This window comes from Streptomyces flavusporus (assembly GCF_046267975.1).
GTDB classification, from domain to species: Bacteria; Actinomycetota; Actinomycetes; order Streptomycetales; family Streptomycetaceae; genus Streptomyces; species Streptomyces flavusporus.
On sequence record NZ_CP176503.1, the window covers coordinates 6312032 to 6335880 of the forward strand.

22 protein-coding genes, 1 tRNA gene and 1 pseudogene are annotated in these 23849 nt (G+C 71.0%); 9 read left to right on the forward strand and 15 right to left on the reverse strand.

Going from position 1 to position 23849, the window contains the following annotated elements; all coding sequences use genetic code 11:
• Window positions 1-265 precede the first annotated feature (265 nt).
• From ACKTSN_RS29880 to ACKTSN_RS29895, 4 genes are read right to left on the reverse strand one after another with little or no spacing between them, the layout of a single operon-like run.
• Complete coding sequence (locus ACKTSN_RS29880) at window positions 266-1606, reverse strand: AAA domain-containing protein (protein WP_409471936.1); 1341 nt, start codon at window positions 1604-1606, stop codon at window positions 266-268.
• A complete protein-coding gene (locus ACKTSN_RS29885; RefSeq protein WP_409471937.1) occupies window positions 1603-3198 on the reverse strand; it encodes a hypothetical protein in 1596 nt (531 codons plus the stop codon). Before ACKTSN_RS29885 ends, ACKTSN_RS29880 begins: the two co-directional genes overlap by 4 nt.
• The gene (locus tag ACKTSN_RS29890) at window positions 3189-4394 is read right to left on the reverse strand and encodes a hypothetical protein (protein WP_409474960.1); all 1206 of its coding nucleotides are present in this window, start codon (window positions 4392-4394) and stop codon (window positions 3189-3191) included. The genes ACKTSN_RS29885 and ACKTSN_RS29890 overlap by 10 nt, the downstream gene beginning before the upstream one ends.
• Window positions 4345-5334, reverse strand: a complete 990-nt coding sequence (locus ACKTSN_RS29895; protein ID WP_409471938.1) for a phosphatase PAP2 family protein — start codon at window positions 5332-5334, stop codon at window positions 4345-4347. Before ACKTSN_RS29895 ends, ACKTSN_RS29890 begins: the two co-directional genes overlap by 50 nt.
• Before the next feature lie 211 nt (window positions 5335-5545).
• On the opposite strand from ACKTSN_RS29895, the gene ACKTSN_RS29900 reads away from it, so the two are divergent.
• Window positions 5546-6139, forward strand: a complete 594-nt coding sequence (locus tag ACKTSN_RS29900; RefSeq protein ID WP_409471939.1) for a histidine phosphatase family protein — start codon at window positions 5546-5548, stop codon at window positions 6137-6139.
• A gap of 171 nt (window positions 6140-6310) precedes the next feature.
• Here ACKTSN_RS29900 and ACKTSN_RS29905 read toward each other — a convergent pair whose 3' ends face one another.
• Window positions 6311-7753, reverse strand: coding sequence for a hypothetical protein (locus tag ACKTSN_RS29905; protein ID WP_409471940.1), 1443 nt, complete (start codon window positions 7751-7753; stop codon window positions 6311-6313).
• Between the two features lie 298 nt (window positions 7754-8051).
• On the opposite strand from ACKTSN_RS29905, the gene ACKTSN_RS29910 reads away from it, so the two are divergent.
• Together ACKTSN_RS29910 and ACKTSN_RS29915 are read left to right on the forward strand one after the other, a co-directional pair.
• Complete coding sequence (locus tag ACKTSN_RS29910) at window positions 8052-8450, forward strand: hypothetical protein (RefSeq protein WP_409471941.1); 399 nt, start codon at window positions 8052-8054, stop codon at window positions 8448-8450.
• 55 nt (window positions 8451-8505) lie between these two features.
• Window positions 8506-9375, forward strand: coding sequence for a spermidine synthase (locus ACKTSN_RS29915; RefSeq protein ID WP_409471942.1), 870 nt, complete (start codon window positions 8506-8508; stop codon window positions 9373-9375).
• A gap of 10 nt (window positions 9376-9385) precedes the next feature.
• On the opposite strand, the gene ACKTSN_RS29920 is transcribed toward ACKTSN_RS29915, so the two are convergent.
• On the reverse strand, window positions 9386-9910 hold the full coding sequence (locus ACKTSN_RS29920) for a hypothetical protein (protein WP_409471943.1): 525 nt from the start codon (window positions 9908-9910) through the stop codon (window positions 9386-9388).
• Window positions 9911-10038: 128 nt separating this feature from the next.
• On the opposite strand from ACKTSN_RS29920, the gene ACKTSN_RS29925 reads away from it, so the two are divergent.
• Both ACKTSN_RS29925 and ACKTSN_RS29930 read left to right on the forward strand, forming a co-directional pair.
• Entirely contained in the window at window positions 10039-10743 is a 705-nt protein-coding gene (locus ACKTSN_RS29925; protein WP_409471944.1) for a response regulator transcription factor, read from the forward strand.
• Window positions 10740-11180 (forward strand): annotated as a pseudogene (locus ACKTSN_RS29930) (two-component sensor histidine kinase); the annotation flags it as partial. The gene ACKTSN_RS29925 and the pseudogene ACKTSN_RS29930, both read left to right, overlap by 4 nt.
• Window positions 11181-11995: 815 nt before the next feature.
• On the opposite strand, the gene ACKTSN_RS29935 reads toward ACKTSN_RS29930, so the two are convergent.
• Together ACKTSN_RS29935 and ACKTSN_RS29940 are read right to left on the reverse strand one after the other, a co-directional pair.
• Entirely contained in the window at window positions 11996-12190 is a 195-nt protein-coding gene (locus tag ACKTSN_RS29935) for a DUF397 domain-containing protein (protein ID WP_409471945.1), read from the reverse strand.
• 12 nt (window positions 12191-12202) lie between these two features.
• Window positions 12203-13084: a helix-turn-helix domain-containing protein gene (locus ACKTSN_RS29940; RefSeq protein WP_409471946.1), complete on the reverse strand. Its 882-nt coding sequence runs from the start codon at window positions 13082-13084 to the stop codon at window positions 12203-12205.
• Between the two features lie 241 nt (window positions 13085-13325).
• On the opposite strand from ACKTSN_RS29940, the gene ACKTSN_RS29945 reads away from it, so the two are divergent.
• Complete coding sequence (locus tag ACKTSN_RS29945; protein WP_409471947.1) at window positions 13326-13760, forward strand: ATP-binding protein; 435 nt, start codon at window positions 13326-13328, stop codon at window positions 13758-13760.
• Window positions 13761-13840: 80 nt separating this feature from the next.
• Window positions 13841-14707, forward strand: coding sequence for a hypothetical protein (locus ACKTSN_RS29950; RefSeq protein WP_409471948.1), 867 nt, complete (start codon window positions 13841-13843; stop codon window positions 14705-14707).
• Between the two features lie 75 nt (window positions 14708-14782).
• Here ACKTSN_RS29950 and ACKTSN_RS29955 read toward each other — a convergent pair whose 3' ends face one another.
• From ACKTSN_RS29955 to ACKTSN_RS29970, 4 genes are all read right to left on the reverse strand, one after another.
• Entirely contained in the window at window positions 14783-16222 is a 1440-nt protein-coding gene (locus ACKTSN_RS29955; protein WP_409471949.1) for a GH1 family beta-glucosidase, read from the reverse strand.
• Between the two features lie 105 nt (window positions 16223-16327).
• Window positions 16328-17233, reverse strand: coding sequence for a carbohydrate ABC transporter permease (locus ACKTSN_RS29960; RefSeq protein ID WP_409471950.1), 906 nt, complete (start codon window positions 17231-17233; stop codon window positions 16328-16330).
• Between the two features lie 10 nt (window positions 17234-17243).
• Entirely contained in the window at window positions 17244-18263 is a 1020-nt protein-coding gene (locus ACKTSN_RS29965) for a carbohydrate ABC transporter permease (protein ID WP_409471951.1), read from the reverse strand.
• 5 nt (window positions 18264-18268) lie between these two features.
• Window positions 18269-19582: an extracellular solute-binding protein gene (locus ACKTSN_RS29970; protein WP_409471952.1), complete on the reverse strand. Its 1314-nt coding sequence runs from the start codon at window positions 19580-19582 to the stop codon at window positions 18269-18271.
• A 406-nt stretch (window positions 19583-19988) separates the two neighbouring features.
• Here ACKTSN_RS29970 and ACKTSN_RS29975 point away from each other — a divergent pair, with 406 nt between their 5' ends.
• Together ACKTSN_RS29975 and ACKTSN_RS29980 are read left to right on the forward strand one after the other, a co-directional pair.
• A complete protein-coding gene (locus ACKTSN_RS29975) occupies window positions 19989-21032 on the forward strand; it encodes a LacI family DNA-binding transcriptional regulator (protein WP_409471953.1) in 1044 nt (347 codons plus the stop codon).
• Between the two features lie 90 nt (window positions 21033-21122).
• On the forward strand, window positions 21123-21419 hold the full coding sequence (locus ACKTSN_RS29980; protein WP_409471954.1) for a hypothetical protein: 297 nt from the start codon (window positions 21123-21125) through the stop codon (window positions 21417-21419).
• A gap of 33 nt (window positions 21420-21452) precedes the next feature.
• Here the strand turns inward: ACKTSN_RS29980 and ACKTSN_RS29985 are convergent.
• The 3 genes from ACKTSN_RS29985 to ACKTSN_RS29995 all read right to left on the reverse strand — a co-directional run bounded on the left by ACKTSN_RS29985 (window position 21453) and on the right by ACKTSN_RS29995 (window position 23697).
• Window positions 21453-21525, reverse strand: a tRNA-His gene (locus tag ACKTSN_RS29985).
• A 116-nt stretch (window positions 21526-21641) separates the two neighbouring features.
• Window positions 21642-22244 carry an oligoribonuclease gene (gene orn / locus ACKTSN_RS29990; protein ID WP_409471955.1) on the reverse strand — a complete coding sequence of 201 codons (603 nt, stop codon included), beginning with the start codon at window positions 22242-22244 and terminating at the stop codon, window positions 21642-21644.
• A 202-nt stretch (window positions 22245-22446) separates the two neighbouring features.
• A complete protein-coding gene (locus ACKTSN_RS29995; protein WP_409471956.1) occupies window positions 22447-23697 on the reverse strand; it encodes a helix-turn-helix domain-containing protein in 1251 nt (416 codons plus the stop codon).
• Window positions 23698-23849 lie beyond the last annotated feature (152 nt).

Consider the following 23849-nt stretch of genomic DNA (forward strand, 5'->3'; position numbering starts at 1 on the left):
CTGTAACCATTGGCCGCCTCCGGCGGCGTGCCGGACTCCGTCCGGCGGGATGGGGCGTGGCACTCGATGTCCGCCGGGCAGCCACCGGCGCGCCGGTCAGGGCGTCCAGGCCGCCCGGTGTTCCGCCAGATGCGCGAGCACCGCATGGTTCGCCTCCCAACCGTCAGGGCTGTAACCATTGGCCGCCTCCGGCGGCGTGCCGGACTCCGTCCGGCGGGATGGGGCGTGGCACTCGATGTCCGCCGGGCAGCCACCGGCGCGCCGGTCAGGGCGTCCAGGCCGCCCGGTGTTCCGCCAGATGCGCGAGCACCGCATGGTTCGCCTCCCAACCGTCAGGAAACTTCACGACCGTGCCCAGCTGGACCGGCTCTGTCGACGGGTAGTCGTCCAGCAGGTCGCTCACCCCCGCCCGGCACACGACGATGCACGCGTGCCGGTGGCGGGAGGCCAGGACGCACAGGCGGCCGGTTTCCAGGTGGAAGGCGGTGGCGTCGGGGCGGCCGGACAGGGGGTGCAGGACCACGGTGACGTCGTACTCCCGGCCCTGGAGGCGGTTCGCCGTGTCGACGGTGACGTCCGGGACGCCCAGTTCGGCCAGGGCCGCCCGGACCGCCGCCGCCTGGTCCCGGTGGGCCGTGCCGACGGCGATCCGGTCGGCGGTCAGCGGCGCGGCTTCGGGTGAGCGCTCCGACGTGGCCGCCCCGCCCCGGTCCAGCAGGCGTCGTACGACCGTCGCCACCGCCCGCACCGCCTCCGGGTCGGTACGCGGCGTGTGCCGGGCGGGCAGCTCCAGCAGGCCCCAGCCCGACTCCGCCGCCTCGTCGATCACCCGGTCGGTGCCGGAGCCGTCCGACGGGACGCCGAAGGTGAGCCGTCGGTCACCGTGGTCGGTCCCGCTGCGGAACGGCGTGTACGGATAGAACGCGTCCGAGACCAGGGGAGCCGCCGAGGCGGGCAGCCGCCAGGAGACCGGCAGGCGGTGCTGCGGCAGATCGGGGTTGTGCGCGAGCAGGGTGCTCACCGCGGAGGCCGAGGGGTCGTACGACAGGCCCGCCCACTGCTCGCTGCCCACGATCGCGAACGGATCCAGCTGGCCCGGGTCGCCCACGAACAGCGCCCGCTCGAAGAGACCGGCCACGGCGAGCAGCGAGTCGGAGCGCATCTGGTACGCCTCGTCGACGATCGCGTGCCGCCACGGTTCATCGACCTTGACGTGGCCCCATTTGGCGGCGGTCGAGATCACGACGGGCAGTCCCGTCAGGTCGGCCGCCTTCGCCGACTTCCGTACGTGCGGCAGGTTGTCGAGCGCCTTGTCGTACGGGTCGGCGTCGCTGCTGTGCAGGCGGCCCACCGGCAGCTCGGGGTTCTTCTCGGCGAGCCTCAGCACCAGGTCGTCGACCTGGGCGTTGGTCTGCGCGATCACCATCAGTGGGCGCCCGGTGTCGGCGAGTTCGAGCGCGGCGCGGACCACGAGCGTGGACTTGCCGGCGCCGGGTGGGGAGTCGACGACGACGCCGCGGTGCGGGCCGTGCAGCGTGTCGTGGAGGATCGCGTCGGTGGCCCGCGCCGCCGCGGCACCGGGGTCGAAGGCGGTCTGCGTGGTCACAGGACATCTTCCTCGGTGACGGGGTCGGCGGGCTCGGGGGCGGTGTCCGCGCCGGGCGGCCCGCCGTGCGTCCACGGCGTGTCCTCCGGGTCGGGCAGCTTCGCGCCGCCCCGCTGCTCGTGCTCGAACAGCGTGAAGCACACCGCGTCGCCCTTCTCCGGCACGGACCCGGCCTCGGGCTCCTTGCCGCGGCCCATCTTGTCGAGGATGCGCAGGACGACCAGCGTGCCGTCCTCCTCGTATCCCACGAACTCCGCCGCCTGCGGTTTTCCGTTGTACGACCGGTACACCTTCGCCCGCTCGCCCAGGTGGGACCGGTCGTCCGTGCGGACCGTGACGAGGGGGCGCGGGCTCGGGCGCTTGCCCTCGCTGTACGCCATGACGACATCCGTGACCTCTCCCGCGAACGCCTCCCCGGCCAGCCGTCGCCCGGCCATCACCAGCGGGTCGTCGAGCGCCTCCTGGGCCTCCAGGCGGGCCTGTTCGCGCTCGCGGGCGGCGAGCTTGTTCGCCGCGGTCACCGCGTCGTCGCGGCGCGGCTGCGGGGGCTCACCGGCCAGGACGCGGTCCCGGTGGCCGGTGAACGACCAGCGGTCGCGGGTCCACCGCTCCTCGACGTGCGCCCCCTCGGGCAGCTCCCGCAGCAGGCCGAGCCCGCGCCACACCGCGTCCCAGGTGGGCCGGGTGACCCGCTCGACGAGGGCGCGGATCTCCCGCTCGGCGGCGGTGAGGTCACCGAGCCGGTCGTCCGCCGCCATGCCGTCCTCGGCGGCGGCCAGGGCGGTGCGGGCGCGGTCGTAGCGCTCGATGGCCGGGGCGAGGAGCTTGTTGTCGAACGCCGGGTCGGTGGCGGGACCCGCGGGCGGGCAGGTGAGCTGGCCCTGCGCGTCCCTGTGCAGCTCGGCCCGCAGGGCCGCCTCGGCGCCGGTGGTGCTCTCCGGTGGGTCGATCCAGGCGAGCAGGGCACCGAGGTGCTGGTCCTCCAGGCTGGACTGGCCGGTCGCCCAGTGCCGGGCGAGCACGTCCGTCAGGGCCAGCAGCAGGGACGAGCCGGGCACCCGGGCCCGCTCCCCGAAGTGGGTCAGCCACCGGCCGAGCAACGGCACCCTGGGGGGCGCCGGGTGCGGGGTCTCCGGGTCCTGTTCCGCCGTGCGGCGAAAGCGCATGGAGCGCCCGAGCAGCCGTACGAAGTCGATGCCCGCACGGCTCGGCACGATCAACTGCGGGGCGTCCGCGCACAGTTCGACCTCGACCTTGACCCGCTTGCCGGTCTCCGGGTCGGTCTCGGTGCGCTCGGCCGCCTCGACGCTCTCCGCGTGCGCGTCGATGTACGGCAGGACCACGTCGGCCAGTTCGGCCAAAAACGTGAACCTCAGGTCGCGGTCGCGGGGCTGCGGGACGACCAGCAGACGCGGCGCGTCCGGGTCGGTGCCGACGAGCGCGCCGAGCGGTGCGCCGGCCTCACCGGCGGTGGTCAACGGCACGAGGACCAGCAGACGCTCGGACAGATGCCGGTGCCGGACCGTGGCGGTGGGCTGCGCTCGTCCGGTGTCGACGGCCTCGAGACGGGCGAGCGTGGAGATCAGCGACACGGGGCTGCCTCCACGGACTCGGGGTGCTGCCGCCGGCCCGGTGCCTCGGTGGGCTGCCGTGCCTCGGAGCGTGCCCTGGGTTCGGGGGCGTCGCCCGTTGCCTCGGCCCGCAGGTGTGCCGCCCGGCGTAGGGCCGCCACCGCCGGGTCCTGGGGATCCCCGGCCTCCCCGCGGGCCGCCGCGAGGACGTCCCCGACCGTCGACAGGCCGCCCAGCTCGGCGCGGACCGAGCGGCCGAGGGAGGTCACCGCGCCGGCCGCGCGGGAGCGGTCCCGGCAGTGGAAGGCCAGCTCGCACGCCGACAGGCACTCCGGCGCGTACGTCGCCGGCACCGACTCGACCGCGGCGGTCAGCTCGGCGGGCGGCAGCTCGGGGGAGAAGCACGTGCCCTCGGGGAGCGCTTCGGCGATGTCCTGGAGGCGGGTGAGGCGGGCCAGCTGGCGGCGGGTGACCGCGCGCTGCTTGCGCACGTCGACGGCGGAGGCGGTGGGGAGGTTGGAGAAGTCCTTCGGGCAGACGAGCAGGATCCGGTGCCGCACCGGCGGGGCCGGCTGGAGCTTCGCGGCGACCACCTCCAGTGCCAGCACGTACACCGCCGCCTGCCGGGCCGCCGCACCCACCTTCGCCGGGTCCGCCGAACCGTCCAGCATCGGGAACGACTTGATCTCCACGACCGTCCAGCTGCCGTCCGGGTGCACGACCACCGCGTCCGGCTCCAGGAACGCGGGGGAACCGGCGACGTCGAGCGCGACCATCGGATGGTCGAGCAGCGTCCAGCCGCCCGCCTCGACGGCCTCGCGCAGCGCCAGCGCGGTGCGGGCGGCGCGGCCCTCCGGGCCGATCGCGGACAGCTCCGGCACACGCGCGCGTGCGGGCGGTTCGGCGCCCGGGTCCAGCTTCTCGTGCGCCAGCCGCAGCAGCTCCGCGCCGCCGTCCGCCTTGACCCGGCTCTCGAACGCGTTGCCGCGCGTGAAGGCGAACTGGGACTGCCCGAACACGGACGGCGAGCCCAGCGCACCGGCCAGCGCCGCCTTGTTCACCCCGGCGCCGTCGAGGATGGCGCGCCGCTTGCAGCCGGGATTGGCGGCCAGGGCCGCGAGGGCGCGCGCGTCGAGTGCCTTGGCCGGTACGTCGGGACCGCGCAGCTCAGCGAGCTGCTGCCGGAGCGCCGCCCCCCGTGTCCGCGGGGGAGGCACTCGGCTCGGCTCCCGGTCCGAGCCGTGACTCGCGCTGCCGTGGAATTCGCTCACCCGCCGAAGTCTGGCATCCGCCACTGACAATTGAGGCACCTGCGGCATGAGAGCCCGGTGTGGAGGAGGCGGAACCCGCGACCGGCGAAGCGGTACCCCCCGAAGTGGAGACGCGCGCCACCAGCCGCATCCGGACCCGGTTCGCGCATCGCATCACATACGGCGCCAGCAGCAGCCCGGCACCCATGACGGCCGCACCCGCGACCGCGTCGAGGAAGTAGTGGTTCGCGGTGCCCATCACCACGATCGTCGTCACCAGCGGATACAGCACGCCCGCCAGCTTGGTGAGGCGCGTCCCGCCGTACCGCCACAGGATCACCCCGCACCACAGTGCCCAGCCGACGTGCAGGCTCGGCATGGCGGCGTACTGGTTGGTCATGCTGCCGAGCCCCCGCGGCGCGCTCGCCTCGCCGGCCCACCAGCCGTACGAGCTGTACTGGGCCATCGTGTCCACGAAGCCGTACCCGGCCGAGAGCAGCCGGGGCGGGCAGGTCGGCATCAGCGTGAAGCCGATCAGGCCGATGAACGTCGAGGTCATCAGCCAGGTGCGGGCCGCGCGGTAGTGCTTGGTGCGGGATCTGAACAGCCAGATCAGCAGGGCGGGGGTGACCAGGTAGTGCAGTGACGCGTACCAGAAGTCGGCCGGTATGCCGAGCCAGGCCTCGCGCGTGAAGAGGCGGTTGAGGGGGTGCTCGGCGTTGATGTGGAGGACCTTCTCGATGCGCAGGATCGCCAGGCCGTGGTCGACGGCGGTGGAGACATCGCCCCGGGCGAGGAGTCGGCCCGCCGAGTAGCAGGCGTACACCAGGAGGATCAGCGGCAGTTCGGTCAACCAGCGGAGCCGGGGTCGCGGGGCTGCCTCGATGCCCGGTGTCACGGCCTGCATCCGATCGCCCTCCCCCTTCTCGTCGCGCGGCGCCCCGGCCGTCGGACCGGCCGTACACCATAGGGCGTACGGGTGGGCGCCTCGAGGGGCGCGCCTCCCGGCCCTGATAGACGCGGAGATCGCCCCCCGGGTTGCCCCCGGACAGCGTGCGCGATGATGGAGGGGTTCCGCCTCCGATTTCTCCGTTCTCCCGGGAAGGTCTCGTCCTCTCATGGCACCGCGCATCCTGCTGGCCCGGCACGGACAGACTCAGTGGTCGCTGTCCGGCAAGCACACCGGCAGGACCGACGTGCCCCTGCTCGACGAGGGGCGGCGCGGCGCGAAGCTGCTGGGCGAGCGACTGCACCAGGCGCCGCACGACGGGCTCCCCGGGGTCGAGGTCCGCACCAGTCCGCTGGCACGCGCGCGTGAGACCTGTGAACTCGCCGGTTTCGGCGCACGCGCGCGTACCTGGGACACGCTCATGGAGTGGGACTACGGCGCCTACGAGGGCATGACCCCGGCCGACATCCAGGCCGTCCGCCCCGGCTGGCTGATCTGGCGCGACGGTGTGCCCGAGGGCGAGACCCTGGCCGAGGTGACCGCCCGCGCGGACGAGGTCGTCACCTGGGCGCGCTCACAGGACCGTGACGTCCTCCTCTTCGCCCACGGCCACATCCTCCGCTCGATCGGCGCCCGCTGGCTGGGCCTCCCGATCGACTTCGCGGCTCGCATACGTCTGAACCCGACGTCACTGTCGATCCTGGGCTGGGCATACGGCGAGCCGGCGATCGAGAGCTGGAACGACATCGGACATCTGGCGTAGCTGCGGGCAGCAGCGCCGACTCAGCTGCGGGCAGTCGTGCCGTTGGGGCGGCACGGGTGGGCGCAGCGGCACCTCGTCAGCGCCGGGCCGCGCGACCCACCCCCGCCCCAGCGACAACGCCGGGCACCCCCGAAACCCCGCCCGGAAAACCCCCGCCAAGACCCCCCCCGCTCAAACCGACCGCGGCAACGAAGCATGCCGCTCCAAGAAATCCCCCACCCCCGAAGCCCGCCGATGCGGCAGCAACACCCGCGCCGTCCCCGCCAACATCGCCTGAATCCGCGACGACTGCACCTCGTCCAGCAGATCCAGCACTCGCATCCCCGCAACAGCCGCCTCATCCGGCCGCCCCCCGCGCGCGAGATCATCCGCAAGCTCCGCCGTGTACAACGCGATGTTCCGGCTGAAGTGCGGATCCTGCAGATGCGCCGCCCGCCGCGCATGCCGCGCCGCCCGCGGCCAGTCGCCCAGCGTCGACCAGCACTGCGCCTCCAGCGCCTCCAGTTCGGCCTCGCCGTAGAAGCTCATCCACTCGGGGTCGGCGTCCGAGGCGCCCCGCTCGTAGAGGGCATGCGCGCGGGTGAGCGCCTGTGCGCAGCCGGTCCGGTCGGCGAGCCCGGCCCAGCCCCCCGCCTCGCGCAGCGCGAGCAGCGACATCAGCCGGTCGGAGCCCAGGGGGCGCGCGATGCGCTGCGCAGCCTGCGCGGCGCGCACCGCTTCACGGGGGCGCCCGGCGTCCCGCGCGAGGAACGCCGTGTTGCAGAAGGCGTGCGCCTCCAGTCCCGGGTCTCCGGTCATCCGGGCGGTCGCGAGCGCCTCCGCGTAGTGCGAACGCGCGTCCTCGAACCGTCCCGAGTCGTGCGCCAGCCAGCCCACGGAGATCGCCAGTTCACCGGCGCCCGAGTGCAAGCGGTCGGCGGTCGCCTGCCGCGTGGCGCCGGCGTCCAGCAGCGCGTACGCGGCGCGCAGCGGTGCCGCCGCGCGCCGGTAGAGGCCGTCGGCGCCGTGCCGGTCGTCGAGCAGCCGGATCCTGCGGACGGCTTCTTCGAGGGCGCCCACCTCGCTCGTCCCGACGCGGCGCACGGGGCGCTCGGCGGCCGACGCGTCGAAGGCGAGCCCCAAGGGGCCCAGCGAGGCGGCGGCAACCGTGGCGCCGCCGCCGGTCATGAATGCGCGACGCAGCACGTCGCTCTCCTCGTAGTTGATGTGCGTGTCGTACGGGTCCTGCGTGTCATACGGCTCATGGGTCCCGCCCTCCTCAGTGGTGGTGGGCGCGGAGCTCGGGGTGGGCATGGGGGGCGGGTCGGCGGCGCTGCGCGCCCCGCGTCCGCGTACGGATGCGCGGGGCGCGAACCCCAGGTCGGTGAGCGTGCGTCCGGGGAACATGTGCAGGAACACCCGCTCGTAGGCGTAGTTGGGGCAGCGGATCTCGCCCGCCTCCACCCGGCCGATGTAGCGCGCGTCACAGCTGACCTGCTCGCCGATCTCCCGGGCAGCCCGACGGACCGCCGCGGCGAACTCGGCGGCCGAGCGCTTGCCGCGCAGACGCCGGAAGGCGAGGTTCGGCCGCGGTGGCCGGTTGGGCTGGGACGAGGTCACCGTTGACGACGTCATGGCCGGGTCCTCTCGTGCGAACCGTCGAACCATGCCGGATCCGGGTCGAGTTGACTTGAGTGGTCACTGTGGTGCCCTGATTTCCGGCGGGCAAGAACGTACCTGCTGTGACGGGTCCGGCACGCAGTGTTCAGCTACAAACCGGATATCTCATACGTGATCTGCCATGAACTGCCATCCTTTGCGGCGCACTTCCGCCGTAGCCGTTGACGCCGCCACGGCGTTGAATCCTGTGGACCGGGAGCCGCCCGACTCCCGACCTGCTCGCCCAAGGAGGGGTTCCGTAGTGGAGGCCGGGATGGAGACCAGTCGGAGCATCGATCCTCGTACGCCGCTGCCCGCATGCGATCTCGTGACGGTACCCGCCCGGCAGGGGCTGGAAGCGGTCGACATCCTCCGGCGCGGCGAGGCCGAGGCGGTCGGGCCCGTTCTGCACGACGACGGCGGCGACACCCTCGGCTTCGTGGTGCCGGCGGGGACGGCGGCGGCGTGGGACGTCCCGGGCAGTACGTGTACGCAGACCAACGGGCGCGGTCTGAGTCTGGCCCCCGAGCCGTCGGCCGGGGAGGCGGAGGCCGCCGGTTCGGAGTGGCTGCTGCCCCCGGACGAGGCGGAACTGGCGACGGATCCGGCGGTGCTGAGGCGGGCGCTGGGAGAGGCGGCCCGGATGATCGAGGCGGCGGACAGCTGCCGCTGACGTGCGCCGGCCGGCCGGGCGGGCGCGGCCGCTCGCGGCTTGCGAAAATGGCCGAATGGGAAAGTCCGGGAAAGCCCGCCGAGCGCAGGCCGCCATCGAAGCCGTCGCCGAGGCCGTCGACGGTGGACTTGCTCAGCTGATCCCCGACCGGGACCGGGCGCGGGCCTGGACGCTGCTGATCGACGGGGCGCCGCAGTCGCACGTCGATCTCGACGATCCGGCGTATCTGTCCTTCGAGTACCAGCGGCGCCTCGGCCATGTCGTCGACCTCGCCGCCCCGCCCGGCAAACCCCTTCAGGCCGTGCACCTCGGAGGCGGCGCCCTCACCCTCGCCCGCTACGTGGCCGCCACCCGCCCCCGCTCCACCCAGCAGGTCGTCGAGCGGGACGCGCCCCTTGTCCAACTGGTCCGCCGTGAGCTGCCGTTGGCGCCGAACGCCCGCATCCGGGTGCGGTCCACGGACGCGCGCGAAGGCCTCGGCAAGGTGCCGGACAGCTGGGCCGACCTCGTGGTCGCCGATGTGTTCAGCGGGGCCCGTACGCCCGCCCATCTGACCTCGACGGAGTTCCTCGACGAGGTGCGCAGGGCGCTCAGGCCCGGCGGGCTGTACGCCGCCAATCTCGCCGACGGGCCGCCACTCGCCCACCTGCGCGGCCAGATAGCCACCGCGGCCGCCCGTTTCGCCGAACTCGCGCTGGTCGCCGACCCGGCCGTACTGCGCGGCAAGCGTTTCGGCAACGCGGTCCTCGTCGCTTCCGACCACCCGCTCCCGCTCGCCGAACTGACCCGCCGCGCCGCCTCCGACCCGCACCCCGGCCGGGTCGAGCACGGCCGCACACTCACCGACTTCACGGGTGGCGCCGCCCCGGTCACGGACGCGGCAGCAGTCGCGTCACCCGCACCACCGGCGTCGGTGTTCCGCTGAGCCAACAGCGCTAGTAGGTGCCGATGTCCACCCGAGGCGGACCGTCGTGCCAGGTGCAGAACACCGACACCCGCTCGGCGCCCGCGCTGAACTCCACCCGGATCCACGTCTCCGTCTTCCACACCTGCATCGACCAGCCGGCGTCCGGGGTGGCCGACACCAGCGTCGCGGAGCGCTCGCCGAGATCGAAGACGACCCGGCCGCCTTCGGTGGCGTAGCTCTTGACCTCTCCCGAGGTGGAGGTGGCGGCCGTGGGGGTGGGGGGCGCGTCCCCGGTGGTCGGGGCGGCGGAGGGAGCCGGGGTCGGCTTGCGGGTGGCCGACGGGGTCGCGCTCGGCGACGGCTTCGGCCGGCGGGTGCTCGCCGACGTGGACCGCGGCTCGGGTGCGGTCGGGTCGGCCGCGGTGACCGGGAGGGCGCGCGGTGGGTCGTACGCCGTGTCCGCCATCACCGTGTGGACACCCCACCACGACAGCGTGGTCGCCGCGCCCGTGGCGAGCGACCAGGCCAGTACGTGTACGACTCCTCTGAGCATCGCGGGCCATACTGCCTCACACCGGTCACGGGCGTCCCACGGGTCACGAACGGTGTGGAGTTTTCCACAAGCGAGAGTTGTCCACAGGCGCCGGACCGCTCTCTCCCGCATGGCGTACGGTGCGGCGCATGGCAAGTGTGCTCGTGGTCGAGGACGACCAGTTCGTACGCTCGGCGCTCATCCGGCATCTGACCGACGCCTCGCACACCGTGCGCAGCGTCGGTACGGCACTGGAGGCGCTGCGCGAGGTCGCCCATTTCCGTTTCGACCTGGTCATCCTGGACCTCGGTCTGCCCGACCTGGACGGGTCCGAGGCGTTGAAGATGCTGCGCGGCATCACGGACGTACCGGTGATCATCGCCACCGCACGGGACGGCGAGACGGAGATAGTCCGGCTGCTGAACGCCGGCGCGGACGACTATCTGACCAAGCCGTTCTCCGTCGAGCACCTGTCCGCCCGGATCGCCGCCGTGCTGCGCCGCTCCCGCGCCGCCGCGGGCGAGGCCCCGCCCTCACCGGTGCTGCGGGTCGGCGGACTGACGGTGGATCCGCTGCGCCGCCAGGCCGAGCTGGACGGCGTACGACTGGATCTCACCCGGCGCGAGTTCGACCTGCTGGCCTTCCTGGCCGGGCGGCCCGGTGTCGTCGTCCCGCGCCGGGAGCTGCTCGCCGAGGTGTGGCAGCAGTCGTACGGCGACGACCAGACCATCGACGTCCATCTGTCGTGGCTGCGCCGCAAGTTGGGCGAGACGGCGGCGCGGCCGCGTTATCTGCACACCTTGCGGGGCGTCGGTGTGAAGCTGGAGCCGCCGGGAGCGGAGGCGCAGCCATGAGGTGGGCCCTGGTCAAGGTCTCGCTCGCCGTCACCGCCATGGTCGTGGTCGCCTTCGCGGTGCCGCTCGGGCTGGTCATCAAGGAAATGGCCCGTGACCGCGCCTTCTCCAACGCCGAGCGGGACGCCGCGGAGATCGCCCCCGCGCTGTCCATCACCACCGACCGCGCCCAGCTCGAACGGGTCGTCGCCTCCGCGGGCTCCGACGCCGGGATGGCCGTGCACATACCGGGCGGCGACGGCACGGACGCCGTGGAGATCGGGCGGCAGCGCGCCGCCGACGCGGACGTGGCTGCCACCCGGAAGACGGGGCGCGCCTCCACCGCCGAGGTGCCCGACGGCTCGGCCCTGCTCCAGCCGGTCGCGTTGAGCTCCGGTCAGATCGCCGTCGTCGAGGTGTTCATCCCCGACGCCGCGGTCGCCAAGGGGGCCAGAACCCTGCTTTCTGCGCGACGCGTTTTCCCCGGTCACACCATGCGAGGTAGTGAAGTGTGGCCTACGTCACCCCGGCGAGTGGCCCGCTGGTGCGTTTCTGCGCAACGGACACCATCCCCGCAGGCCAGCGGGGGTAGGATCGGCCAAGGGTTTCCCAGCAACGCCCGCCCGAAGGGCATAGAAACGGAACGACCTCCTTCTCCATCAGCGCACTGAGCACCCGTTTCCCAACAACGCCCGCCCAAAGGGAATAGAAACCAACCACTCTGGGACGGAAGACGTGTAGAGGTCGATGTGTTTCCGAACAACGCCCGCTCAAAGGGCATAGAAATGCGTAGAGGTCGAGAGTGCTGCGGAGTCCCAGATCTTTTCCAACAACGCCCGCCGAGAGGGTGTAAAACGTGTCGCAGGCTTTCTTTGCGACCTCGCCTATTAATCTCCCAGGCAACGCCTCTGCCGCGAAGGCGCGCTGGGGAATCAGAGTTCTTGGTGTGTCCAACGGGACTGGAAAATTACACGTATCGGCCTTGACCTGCTCCTGCTATCCCGCCCGATGTCCTCGTGGACGTGGCCCTGGCTCATTTCTCGGGTTTTGAAGTCGAGTGGGGAGCCACTGGACGGTTGGCCAGTCTGGAGTACTCGCGACATCGGGAAGGTCTGGTCACAGTTGTTGGAGCTGGCCCAAACCGGCCACTCGTGGTCTCGGGGGACAACTCCCCGGAGACCCTCGTTTCTCGCATGTTGCACCGACGGTGGCAGCCGTCGCCTGCGCACCGTCGGCGAAACTGGCTGGGAGGGCGGCGGACGGACGCCGTACCTCAACGCGCGTCGGCACCGCCCGCTTTCAGGGTGGCCAGGAGCGCGGAGAGCGCGCCGGTCGTGGTCGTCGTGATCTCGTTCGGGCGGTCGCTCTCGCGGAGGTGGACCTGCCCGGGGGCCGCTGCCGCCAGCTCGACGCACTCGCCTTCGCCGCCCGTGCTGAACGACGACTTCTGCCAGACGAGTTGGGGCATGCCGGAGTCCTTTCACAGGGTGTACATGACGTGCTGGATCAAGCTCAGTGAGTCGCGGGACTCGTGCGACTCCGGTGCCGATTCCGGGTCGACCGGCGCCAGCGCCAACTCGGAGAGCCGCTCGAACATTTTGGCGTACTCGTCGAGTTGGGCTCCATCCCACAGGAAGAGCGACTTCGTCGGGTGTTCCAGGTAGACGGTGTCCAACTCGGGGATCCCGCCGCCGAAGATGACGAACGAGCGGCTGTGGGCAGCGTAGACGCCGGCTTCGAACGGGTACACCTGCACGGTCACGTTGGGCAGTCGGGAGACCTCTATCAGCCGCCGCAGTTGCCTGCGCATCACCGCCGGGCCGCCCACTCGGGTGTGGAGCGCCGACTCATGGATGACGGCGCGGTATGTGACCGGTGAGTCGCCCGTCAGCACGCGCTGCCGCGCCAGGCGGAACTCGGCGTATCGACCGGCACGTTGAGGCTCGTCCTCCGTGATGCTGAGCACCGCGCGGGCGTACTCTGCAGTCTGGAGCATGCCGGGGATCACCATGGGGCCGTGGGTGCGCAGCACCGCCGACCGGGATTCGAGTTCGGCCAGGTCCCGGGCCGCGGGGCCGATGACGTCGGCGAACTCGTTCCACCAGCCCTTGCCGTTCTCCTGGGCCATCGCCATCAGCCCGTCGAAGTACGGCCCCGGTGGGCAGCCGTACTCTCGGAGAACCTTGTACAGGCGGTTGCGGGACACGTCGATGCGTCCGGTCTCGATGTTGCTGATCCGGGCGCGGTCTGCGTCCAGGAAGGCCGCGGCCTGCTCGCCGGAGAGTCCGGCGCGTACGCGCAGTTTACGCAGTTCCGCTCCGAGCCTGCGCTGACGCTCGCTGGGGTTGCTCCTGGGTGCCATGTTCGACCTCCTGATCGAGCAGTCTGCCGATGCCAACGACCTTGAGTCGCCCAGCTGTTGGTACGTCACTCACTCGGGTTACATCGACGGGAGATTGTTGCACTGAAGGAAAACATTTCCCTACTGTCAGCGGCAACCCAACCACCCCGCGCCACGAGGAAGTACCCCCGCCCTCAAGCCAGTTGCTGAGGCCCGGACCTGGTCACCTCGTGCGCACCCACCCTCGCAAAGGAGCCCCCCCGTGGACGATCCCCCACGCCCCACCGCCGACGTCTCCCTCGTCTTCCCGCCCCACCCCGCCTGGGTCCGCACCGCCCGAGAAACAGTCCGCACCCTGCTCACCGCATCCCACCGCCCCGAACTCACCGACATCGCAGTTCTGTTGACCTCGGAAGCCGTCACCAACGCCATCAACGCCTGCGCGGACAAGGGCTGCACCACCCCCGTCACCCTCTACGCCGGCTGGACCGACCCCGCCCGCCTCCGCGTCCTGATCCACGACGAAGCCCCCGGCCTGCCCACCTGCCGCACCCCCACCCCCGACGAGGAGGACGGCCGCGGCATGCAGCTCATCTCCTACGGCGCCGACGCCTGGGGCGTGTGCACGCATGGCCCTGGGCGGGGCAAGGCCACCTGGTTCGAGCTCGGGCAGCGAGGCTTGGCAGGGTTGGCATAGGCCACCGACGCATTCACCCAAACGGCTGAATCCACCCCGAAACGGCCGACGCCGCACCGACGCCCCCTACGTTCCGTCGCATGATCAGTTCAGCGCACGAGGCGATGCACCAGATCTTCCGGGAGGATCCGGGGCTCTTGGCCCGGGCTCTCCCCCGGGCGGGCATCCCCTTCCCCGAGCCCACGGCGTTCCAGCCCCTGGACACTGATCTCACCGAGATCCGGCCCCTGGCCCGCCGTGTGGACACCCTGTTCCGGGTCGACACGGCCGAGGACGGCGGCTTCCTGCTCGCCGTCGAGGCCCAGGGCAAGCCGGCCCCGGACAAGCCGAACAGCTGGACGTACTACCTGGCGCACTTGTACGCCAGGTACCGGCTGCCCCCGATCCTGCTGGTGGTCTGCCAGGACAAGGCCACCGCGTCCTGGGCGGCGGAGCCCGTCCGCGTCGGCCTGCCGGTCCACACCAGCATGGCGGTCTTCCCGCTCGTTCTGGGCCCGGGCAACGTTCCCGCGGTCACCGACCCGGACGAGGCGACCGAGGACCTCGCCCTCGCCGTCTTCTCCGCGCTCACCCATGCCAAGGATCCGGGCCTGCCTGCGATACTGGATGCGCTGGCGGCGGCAGTGACCAACACCGGCGGCGAGACCGCGAAGCGCTGGGCGGAATTCACCGAAGTGGGCCTGGACAACACCCCGGCCCGTGCACTGTGGAGGCAACTGATGGCCACGTACACCCCCCGTTTCCCCGGCAGCGGCACCCTCATCGAGGAAACCCTCATCGCGGGCCGTGCCGAGGACATCCTCCGCATCCTTGACCGGCGTGGCATCGAAGTCCCCGAGGCAGCCCGTGAGCGGGTCACGTCCTGCGCCGACCTGGAGGTCCTGGGCACCTGGCTCGACCGGTCTCTGACCGCCGCGAACGCCGAAGAGCTGTTCGAGGAGGAGTGACGCGGTGAGCAGCGGGGCGCGGCAAGCCCCCCTCCGTCTGTGCGTGCCGCGCCCCGCCCCGGTCAGGCCCCTCCGCTAGACCTCCCGCTCCAGCTCCGGCAACACTCCCGTCCGCGCCGCTTCGCCGTACCAGTACGCGCTCGACTTCGGCGTCCGGGCGAGCGTCGAGTAGTCCACGTGCACCGCCCCGAACCGCTTCTCGTACCCGTACGCCCACTCGAAGTTGTCCATCAGGGACCACAGGTAGTAGCCCCGGACATCGGCGCCGTCGGCGATCGCGCGACGGACCTCGGAGAGGTGGCCGTGCAGATACGCGATGCGCTCCGGGTCGTGGACGCGACCCTCGGGGTCGGGCTTGTCGTCGTATGCCGCGCCGTTCTCGGTGATGTACAAGGGCAGGCCCGGTGCCTCCCGCGTGTAGCGCATGATCAGCTCGTGCAGGCCGGTCGGGTCGATGGACCAGCCCATCTCCGTGCGCTCACCCGGCGACTGATGGAACATCACGTCGCCCGCGCCCGGCCACGGCGAGTGCTCGCTCGCCCCGTGGCCGTCCGCGCGCGGGCCGGTCACCTCCGTTTCCCCCGCCGAGACAAGCGTCGGCGTGTAGTAGTTGAGGCCCAGCGCGTCGAGCGGCTGGTTGATCGCGGCCAGGTCGCCGTCCTGTACGTGCGACCAGTCGGTCACCAGCTCCGTCGCCGCGAACAGTGTCTCCGGGTACGCGCCGTGCAGGATCGGGCCGTGGAAGACACCGTTGGCCAGGTCGTCGATCCGCCGGACCGCCGCCAGGTCCGCCGGGTCCTGCGAAAGCGGCCGTACCACCGAGGAGTTGAGGCTGATCGCCACCGAGTTGCGGGCCGGCATCACCGAGCGCAGGGCCGAAGCGCCCAGTCCGTGCGCCAGGTTCAGATGGTGGGCGGCGCGCAGCGAGGCCGCCGGTTCCGTACGGCCCGGCGCGTGCACCCCGGAGCCGTAGCCCAGGAAGGCGCTGCACCAGGGCTCGTTCAACGTGATCCACTGCTCCACCCGGTCGCCCAGCGCCTCGCCGACGATCTGCGCGTACTCGGCGAACCGGTACGCGGTGTCGCGCTCCGGCCAGCCGCCCGCGTCCTCCAGTTCCTGCGGCAGGTCCCAGTGGTAGAGGGTGACCGCAGGCTTGATGCCATGGGCCAGCAGCTCGTCCACCAGACGGCGGTAGAAGTCCAGGCCCACCTGCACCGCCGGGCCCCGGCCCGTCGGCTGCACCCGTGACCAGGAGATCGAGAACCGGTATGCGGTCAGGCCGAGCTCGGCCATCAGTGCCACGTCGTCGCGGAAGCGGTGGTAGTGGTCGACAGCGATGTCACCGGTGTCGCCGTCGGCCGTCTTTCCGGGCGTATGGCTGAAGGTGTCCCAGATCGAGGGGGTGCGGCCGTCCTCCCGTACCGCCCCCTCGATCTGGTAGGCGGAGGTCGCGGCGCCCCAGAGGAAGGCGGGAGGAAAGGTCACCGGGGTCGCCGGCTGTGCGGACTCAGGCATGGAAGCGCTCCCATTGGAGGTCGTCGAGACCAGGATGTAGGGGGAAGGGGGAGAAGAGAGGGGCCGAGGCGGCGGTGACCCGGCCCTCTGGAAGACCAGCGGGCGTCAGCCCTTGACCGCGCCCTGCATGATGCCGCCCACGATCTGCTTGCCGAAGATCGCGAAGACGATCAGCAGCGGCAGTGTGCCGAGCAGCGCGCCCGCCATGATCAGGGACTGGTCGGGCGTATAGCCGCGGCCCAGGCCAGCGACCGCCACCTGCACGGTCGGATTGCCGTTCTGCGTCAGCACCAGGAACGGCCACAGGAAGTCGTTCCAGGTCTGCACGAACATCAGCATGCCCAGCACGGCCATCGCGGGCCGGGCCGCCGGGAACACCACGTGCCACACCACGCGCCAGCTGCTCGCGCCGTCCACCCGGGCCGCCTCGATGATCTCGTCCGGCAGCGCCTGGAGCAGGTACTGCCGCATGAAGAACACACCGAACGCGCTCACCAGCGAGGGCAGGATCACCGCCTGGAGCTGGTCGGACCAGTCGAGCTCGGCGACCATCATGTACAGCGGGATCACACTGAGCTGCGGCGGCACCATCATCGTGCCGATCACGATCAGCATCAGCGCGTTACGGCCCTTGAACTTCAGCTTGGCGAAGGCGAACCCGGCGATCGTCGACAGGAACACGATGGTCGCCGCCGACACCCCGGCCACGAACGTGGTGTTGAGGAACGCCTCGCCCAGATTGGCGTCGTTCCAGGCGAGATCGAGGTTGTCGAAGAGGTTCGAGCCGAACCAGAACGGCGGTGGCGTCTCGGCCAGCCGCTGGTTGTCGCGGGAGGCGGCGATCGCCGTCCACACCAGCGGGAACAGCGAGCCGATGGTGAACAGCCCGAGGATGACGTACGCGACCGGTCCCGCGTGCATCTGCCCGCCGGCCCGCGCCGACTTGGGCCGACGTACGCGGCGCGGCTGCTTCGGAGGTGTGTCGGAGGGGGGAGTCAGTGTCGTCGTCACGGCCGGTCTCCTAACTACTGGCGCGCAGCCGGCGCGAGATGACGTAGTTGACGATCCCGATCACGATGAGGATCAGGAACATCGTCCAGGCGATGGCGGAGGCACGGCCCAGGTGCTGGTTGACCCAGCCCTGCTCGTAGAGATACAGACCGAGCGTCTGGAACTGGTGCTGGGATCCACCGGACGCGCCCTTGTTCGCGTCGAACAGCAGTGGCTCACCGAACAGTTGGGAGGCGCCGATGGTCGACACCACGCAGGTGAACAGGATCGTCGGACGCAGCGAGGGCAGCGTGACATGGAAGAACTGCTGCCAGCGGCTGGCCCCGTCCAGCGCGGCCGACTCGTACAGATCCTGCGGGATCGCCTGCATCGCGGCCAGGTAGATCAGCGCGTTGTACCCGGTCCAGCGCCAGATCACGATCGTGGAGACGGCGATCTGGGAGGCCCATTTGTCGTTCTGCCAGTCGATGTTGTCGATACCGACCGCGCCCAGCGCCCAGTTGATCATGCCGTAGTCGCGGCCGAAGAGCAGCACGAAGACCAGCGAGGCGGCGGCGATCGAGGTCGCGTACGGCGCGAGCATGGCGACCCGGTAGAACGTCGACGCGCGCAGCTTGTAGTTGAGGATATGGGCGATGCCCATCGCCATCAGCAGCTGCGGAACGGTCGAGATGATGCCGATGGTCAGCGTGTTCTCGGCCGCGTTCCAGAAGAAGTCGTCGTCGAAGATCCGGGTGTAGTTGCGCAGGCCGACCCACTCCATGTCGGTCGGCGCGGTCAGCTCCACCTGGTGCAGCGAGGCCCAACCCGTGTAGAGCAGTGGGAACAGACCGAAGGCCAGGAACAGCAGGAAGAACGGGGAGACGAAGGCGTACGGACTCCAGCGCACGTCCCGCTGCCAGCGGCGGGACAGCCGGGACCGGCGCCGCCGCTCCTGCTCGGTGACCGGACCGCCGCCGGACGGGCGGGCCGGGGCCGCGCCCCCCTCCTTGGCGGGGGACGCGGCGGCGGTGTCGTGCCCAGTGGTCATACGGGTCACTGGTCCAGTGCGTTGTCGATGGTCTTGACGGCGTTGTTCCAGGCTTCCTCGGGCGACTTGCCCTGGGTCACGAGGACCACGCCGTTGTCGGTCAGACCCTGCTGGATGATCTGGTCCTTCGGGCCGATCGTCTGGACCGGGATGTTCTCGGCGGCCTGGGCGAAGATCGGGCCGATCGGCGCGTCACCGGTCATGTCGTTCTTGGCGCCGGTCACCTCGGAGGACTCGTACGCCGCCGGGGTGCTCGGGAAGCTGCCCTGCACGCCGAAGAGCTTGGCCTGCTGCTCGGGAGCGGTCAGCCAGGCGGCCAGCTTCGCCGCTTCCTCCGCGTTCTTGCCGGACTTGGGCACGGCCAGGAAGGAACCACCCCAGTTGCCGGACTTGGGCGCCTGGGCGATGTCCCACTTGCCGGCCGCGTCGGGCTTCGACTTGCCCTTGATGTAGCCGAGCATCCACGGCGGGCAGGACATCGCGGCGAACTTGCTGTTGGCGATCGTCGTGTCCCAGGCGGGCTGGAACTGCGTCTGGTTGCCGATCAGCCCGTCCTCGGCGGCCTGCGCGGTGAGGTCGAAGGCGGCCTTCACGGCCGGGTTCGTCTTGTAGATGACCTCGCCGGAGGAGTCGTAGAACCGGTCCTTCTCACTGCTGAGGATCGCCTGGATCAGACCGCCGGGGGAGTCCAGGAAGGTGGTGCCCTTGGGGCCCTTCGCCTTGTAGTCCTGGCCGACCTCGACGAACTTGTCCCAGCTGCCGGTCCACAGCTTGCCGACCTCCTCGCGGTCGGTGGGCAGCCCGGCCTTCTCGAAGAGGTCCTTGCGGTAGCAGATGGCCATCGGGCCGACGTCGGTGCCGAGACCGATCGTCTGGCCGTCCTCGGTGGTGGCCTGCTGCCACTTCCAGTCCAGGTAGTCGCCCTCCTTGCCGTACTTCGACAGGTCGAGCAGCTTGTCCGACTGGGTCTGGACGATCTCGGCGATATTGCCGACTTCGACCATCTGGATGTCCTGGAGGCCGCTGTTGGTGGTGAGGTGGTTGAGCAGCGCCGGGTAGTAGTTCTCGTTGCGCTCCACGACGGTCTGCTGGATGTCGATGTTCGGGTGGAGCTTCTCGTACTCCTTGTACAGACCGGACTCCTCGAATCCGGCGGTGCCGAACAGACCGAGGGTGATCTTGATCTTGCCGCTACCGCCGTCCGACGACGAGCTGCCGTCGTCGCCGTCGTCGGCACAGCCGGCCAGCAGCCCGGCGCCCAGCGACGCCAGCGCCGCGAGGACAACCGCCTTGCGGCGGATTCGGGTACGTGCTCGCATTGCGTCCTCCTGTTGCCCTGACGTGCCGACCCCCCGGCCAACTGCATGGTTGGACCCGTAAGTTGCTCGCTGCGGCTCGGGCGGGGAACGTGCGGGATGTGTATGTGTCAGGTGCTGTGGGAGCGCTCCCACAAGTGATGTGTTGAAGGGTCGTCGGTTCCAGCGGGGGTGTCAAGGGAGCGGACAGGGCGAGATGCGTTCAGTTATCGGGCTGTTAACTGGATGCAGAGGTCCCGAGCTTGTTCAGCGCGGGTCGGCACCAATCAGCCCGTCCGGCGTTTGAGGACGAGGCCGTCAAGGCCGAAGCGGGGGTCTGGGGGCGGCAGCCCCCAGGGGCGGTCACCGCAACAGACGGAGCTGTTACATTCCAGGTCAGCTTGACAAACGGCGGCGAAAGGCGGAGCCCATGGTGCGGAGCCGGAGCGGTGGCCGGCCGACCCTGGAGGAGGTCGCCGCGCGCGCCGGTGTGGGCCGCGGCACGGTCTCCCGGGTGATCAACGGCTCGCCCCGGGTCAGTGACGCGACCCGCGCCGCTGTGGAGGCGGCGGTCGCCGAGCTCGGTTACGTCCCGAACACGGCCGCCCGCGCCCTGGCCGCCAACCGCACGGACGCGATCGCCCTCGTCGTCCCCGAGTCGGAGACCCGGTTCTTCGCGGAACCGTACTTCTCGGACATGCTGAAGGGTGTCGGCGCCCAGCTGTCCGACACGGAGATGCAGCTGCTGCTGATCTTCGCCGGCAGCGACCGGGAGCGGCAGCGGCTCGCCCAGTACCTGGCGGCGCACCGGGTGGACGGCGTCCTGCTGGTCTCGGTGCACGCCGACGACCCCCTGCCGGATCTGCTGGCCCAGCTGGAGATCCCGGCGGTGATCAGCGGCCCGAGATCGGCGCAGGAGACGCTGACCTCCGTCGACTCGGACAACTACGGCGGCGCCCGCTCGGCCGTCGAGCACCTGCTGGCCCGGGGCCGACGCCGCATAGCCCACATCACCGGCCGCCTGGACGTGTACGGCGCCCAGCGGCGTATCGACGGCTATCGCGAGGCGCTGCGTGACGCGGGCCACGCGGTGGACGAGGACCTGATCGAGCCGGGTGACTTCACCGAGGAGGGTGGCCGGCGCGCGATGACCGAGCTGCTGGCCCGCTGCCCCGACCTGGACGCGGTCTTCGCCGCCTCGGACGTCACGGCGGCCGGCGCCCGCCAGGTCCTGCGCGAGGCGGGCCGCCGTATCCCCGAGGACGTCGCCCTCGTCGGCTACGACGACTCCGCCATCGCCCGCCACATGGAACCGCCGCTGACCAGCGTCCGCCAGCCCATAGAGGAGATGGGCCGCAGGATGATCGACCTGTTGCTGGCCGAGATCGCCGACCGGCGGCCCGCGGTGTCCCGGGGGCTGGAGCGGCGGCAGGTGGTGCTGGCCACGGAGCTGGTGGAGCGGACGTCGTCGTAGCAGCCGGGTGTGCGCCGGGTGAGTCAGGCCCGGGCGCGCGGACGGCCGGTCGGAGCGCGCGCCCCCGGGGGTCGTGCTTAAGATCCGTGCGTGGCACACACCTTCGAAGAACTTGTGGAGATGCAGCGCGCCGCGGACGAGGCGCACACGAAGGTCCTGGAGCTTCGGGACGCCTACGGTCCGCCGACCCAGAAGGGCGGCTGGACCGAGAACCAGACGGAGACGTACGAGACGGCGTGGCGCGCCTGGCGCGATCTCGACCGCGACCTCGGGGCCACCGTCTCCGAGTATGCGAAGGAAGTGGGGCGGACGCGGCCGGAGATCGAGGCGGAACTGAGGAAGATCCTGCCGGATCCGGAATCGGGCCGGGGAACGACCGAGGGCTGATCCCTTTTCAGGGATCAGCCCTCGGTCCTCAAGGGTGAGTGACGGGACTCGAACCCGCGGCATCCTGGACCACAACCAGGTGCTCTACCAGCTGAGCTACACCCACCATGACCGGCGGTTCTCGCAGTGGTTTCCCCGACCGGCCGAGAAAAAGTGTACAGGGTCCGCAGGGGTGCTCGCGCCCGGCTTTTCCGGGGCCCCTCCGGTGGGCCCCGTCGGCGCCTACTGCGCGGGCACGACGTGCTTCGCGGCGATCGCCCTGGCGGTGTCCGAGTCCGGGCCTGGCTGCGGGACGAAGACGGCCTCGCGGTAGTAGCGCAGTTCCGCGATGGATTCGCGGATGTCGGCGAGGGCGCGGTGGTTGCCGTTCTTCTCCGGGCTGTTGAAGTACGCCCTCGGGTACCAGCGCCGGGCCAGCTCCTTGATGCTGGACACGTCGACGATCCGGTAGTGGAGGTAGTTCTCCAGGGTCGGCATGTCGCGCAGCAGGAAGCCGCGGTCCGTGCCGACGGAGTTGCCGCACAGCGGGGCCTTGCCGGGTTCCTTGACGTGTTCGCGTACATACGCCAGGACCTGCTCCTCGGCGTCCGCCAGCGTCGTGCCGTTCGGCAGCTCGGCGAGCAGTCCGGACGCGGTGTGCATCTGACGTACCACTTCCGGCATCGTCTCCAGCGCGGAGTCCGGCGGACGGATGACGATGTCGACACCGTCGCCGAGTACGTTCAGCTCGGAGTCGGTGACGAGGGCGGCCACCTCGATGAGCGCGTCGTCGGACAGCGAGAGGCCGGTCATCTCGCAGTCGATCCACACCATGCGATCGTTCATGCGACCACCCTAAAGCCGACGTCCGCTTGTGAGGTCCCCGCGTCGGTGCCGGTCTCACCGGGGGCTGCGGCCGCCAGGCCCCCGCTTTCGGCCTGGACGGCCTCGTCCTCGAGGGCGGCACCGGTTGATTTCTGTCGGCCTGCGCCGAAAAGTGTGGCGGGGTCCACAGGGCGTTGCTGCCCGTGGACCCCGCTTCACGTGATCACGTCCCGCTGCGCTGCCCCGGCAGGCTCGCCCGGGCGTAGGCGTCCCGGGCGTGGTCGGGCGACAGGGGCGCCGATGAGCCGACCGCGCTCGCGGCCGTGCGGCGGGTCTGGAGCGGGACCGGGGCCTCCGGGTGCAGGGGCGCGGCCGGAGGGCCCGCCTGAGCCGACGGTCCGGTCATTGGTGGAGGCGGGCTGGTCGGGCCTTCGGTGTCCGACGGGCGGTCGGACTGCGGGCGGCGGGCACGGTACGCCGCCCGGTACGCGGCCGGGGACGAGCCCAGCTGGCGGCGGAAGTGGCCGCGCAGGGCGACCGGCGAGCGGAAGCCGCAGCGGCCCGCCACCTCGTCCACCGAGTAGTCCGACGTCTCCAGCAGGCGCTGCGCCTGCAGCACTCGCTGGGTGATCAGCCACTGCAGCGGCGCGCTGCCCGTCAGTGAGCGGAACCGGCGGTCGAAGGTGCGCCGGCTCATGTACGCACGCGCGGCCAGCGTCTCCACGTCGAACTGCTCGTGAAGGTGTTCCAGTGCCCAGGCGACGACCTCGGCGAGCGGGTCGGCGCCGATTTCCTCTGGTAAAGACCGATCGAGGTAGCGCTCCTGACCGCCGCTCCGGCGCGGCGGGACCACCAGACGCCGGGCCAGCGCGCCGGCCGCCTCGTTGCCGTGGTCCGTCCGCACGATGTGCAGACAGAGGTCGATCCCGGCCGCGGTGCCCGCGGAGGTCAGTACGTCTCCGTCGTCGACGAACAGCTCACGCGGGTCGACGTGCACCGACGGGTAGCGCTTGGCCAGGGTCGGTGCGTACATCCAGTGGGTCGTGGCCGGGCGGCCGTCCAGCAGGCCGGCGGCGGCCAGCACGAACGCGCCGGTGCACAGGCCCACGATGCGGGCGCCCTCCTCGTGCGCCCGGCGCAGCGCGTCGAGCGCCTCCTCCGGTGGCGGTGAAGTGATCGAACGCCAGGCCGGCACGACCACCGTGCCCGCCCGGGCGATCGCCTCCAGGCCATGCGGTGCGCTGAGTTCCAGGCCCCCTGTGGTCCGTAGTGGGCCTTCCTCGCCGCCGCACACCAGCAGTCGGTAGCGCGGCACGCCGGCGTCCTGGCGGTCGATCCCGAACACCGACAGCGGTATGGAACTCTCGAAGATGGGGCCGCCGCTGAACAGCAGCACCGCGACGATCTCCTTGCGGCGTCGCCCGGAGAGTTTCCGGGCTGCGGCATCGGGCGCGGCGGTGGAGTCGTGGCTCATACTGCTAAGCCCCCCTTGGTGGTCGCGGCTCCTCGGTTGTGTCGCTCCTGCACGTTTCCCCTTGGTCCTGCACGAGTCCCCCGCCGTAGACAGTCAAGATCGAATCTACTGTGTTCCGCCGTGCCGGCGTGGCCAGTTCATCACCCGGCACA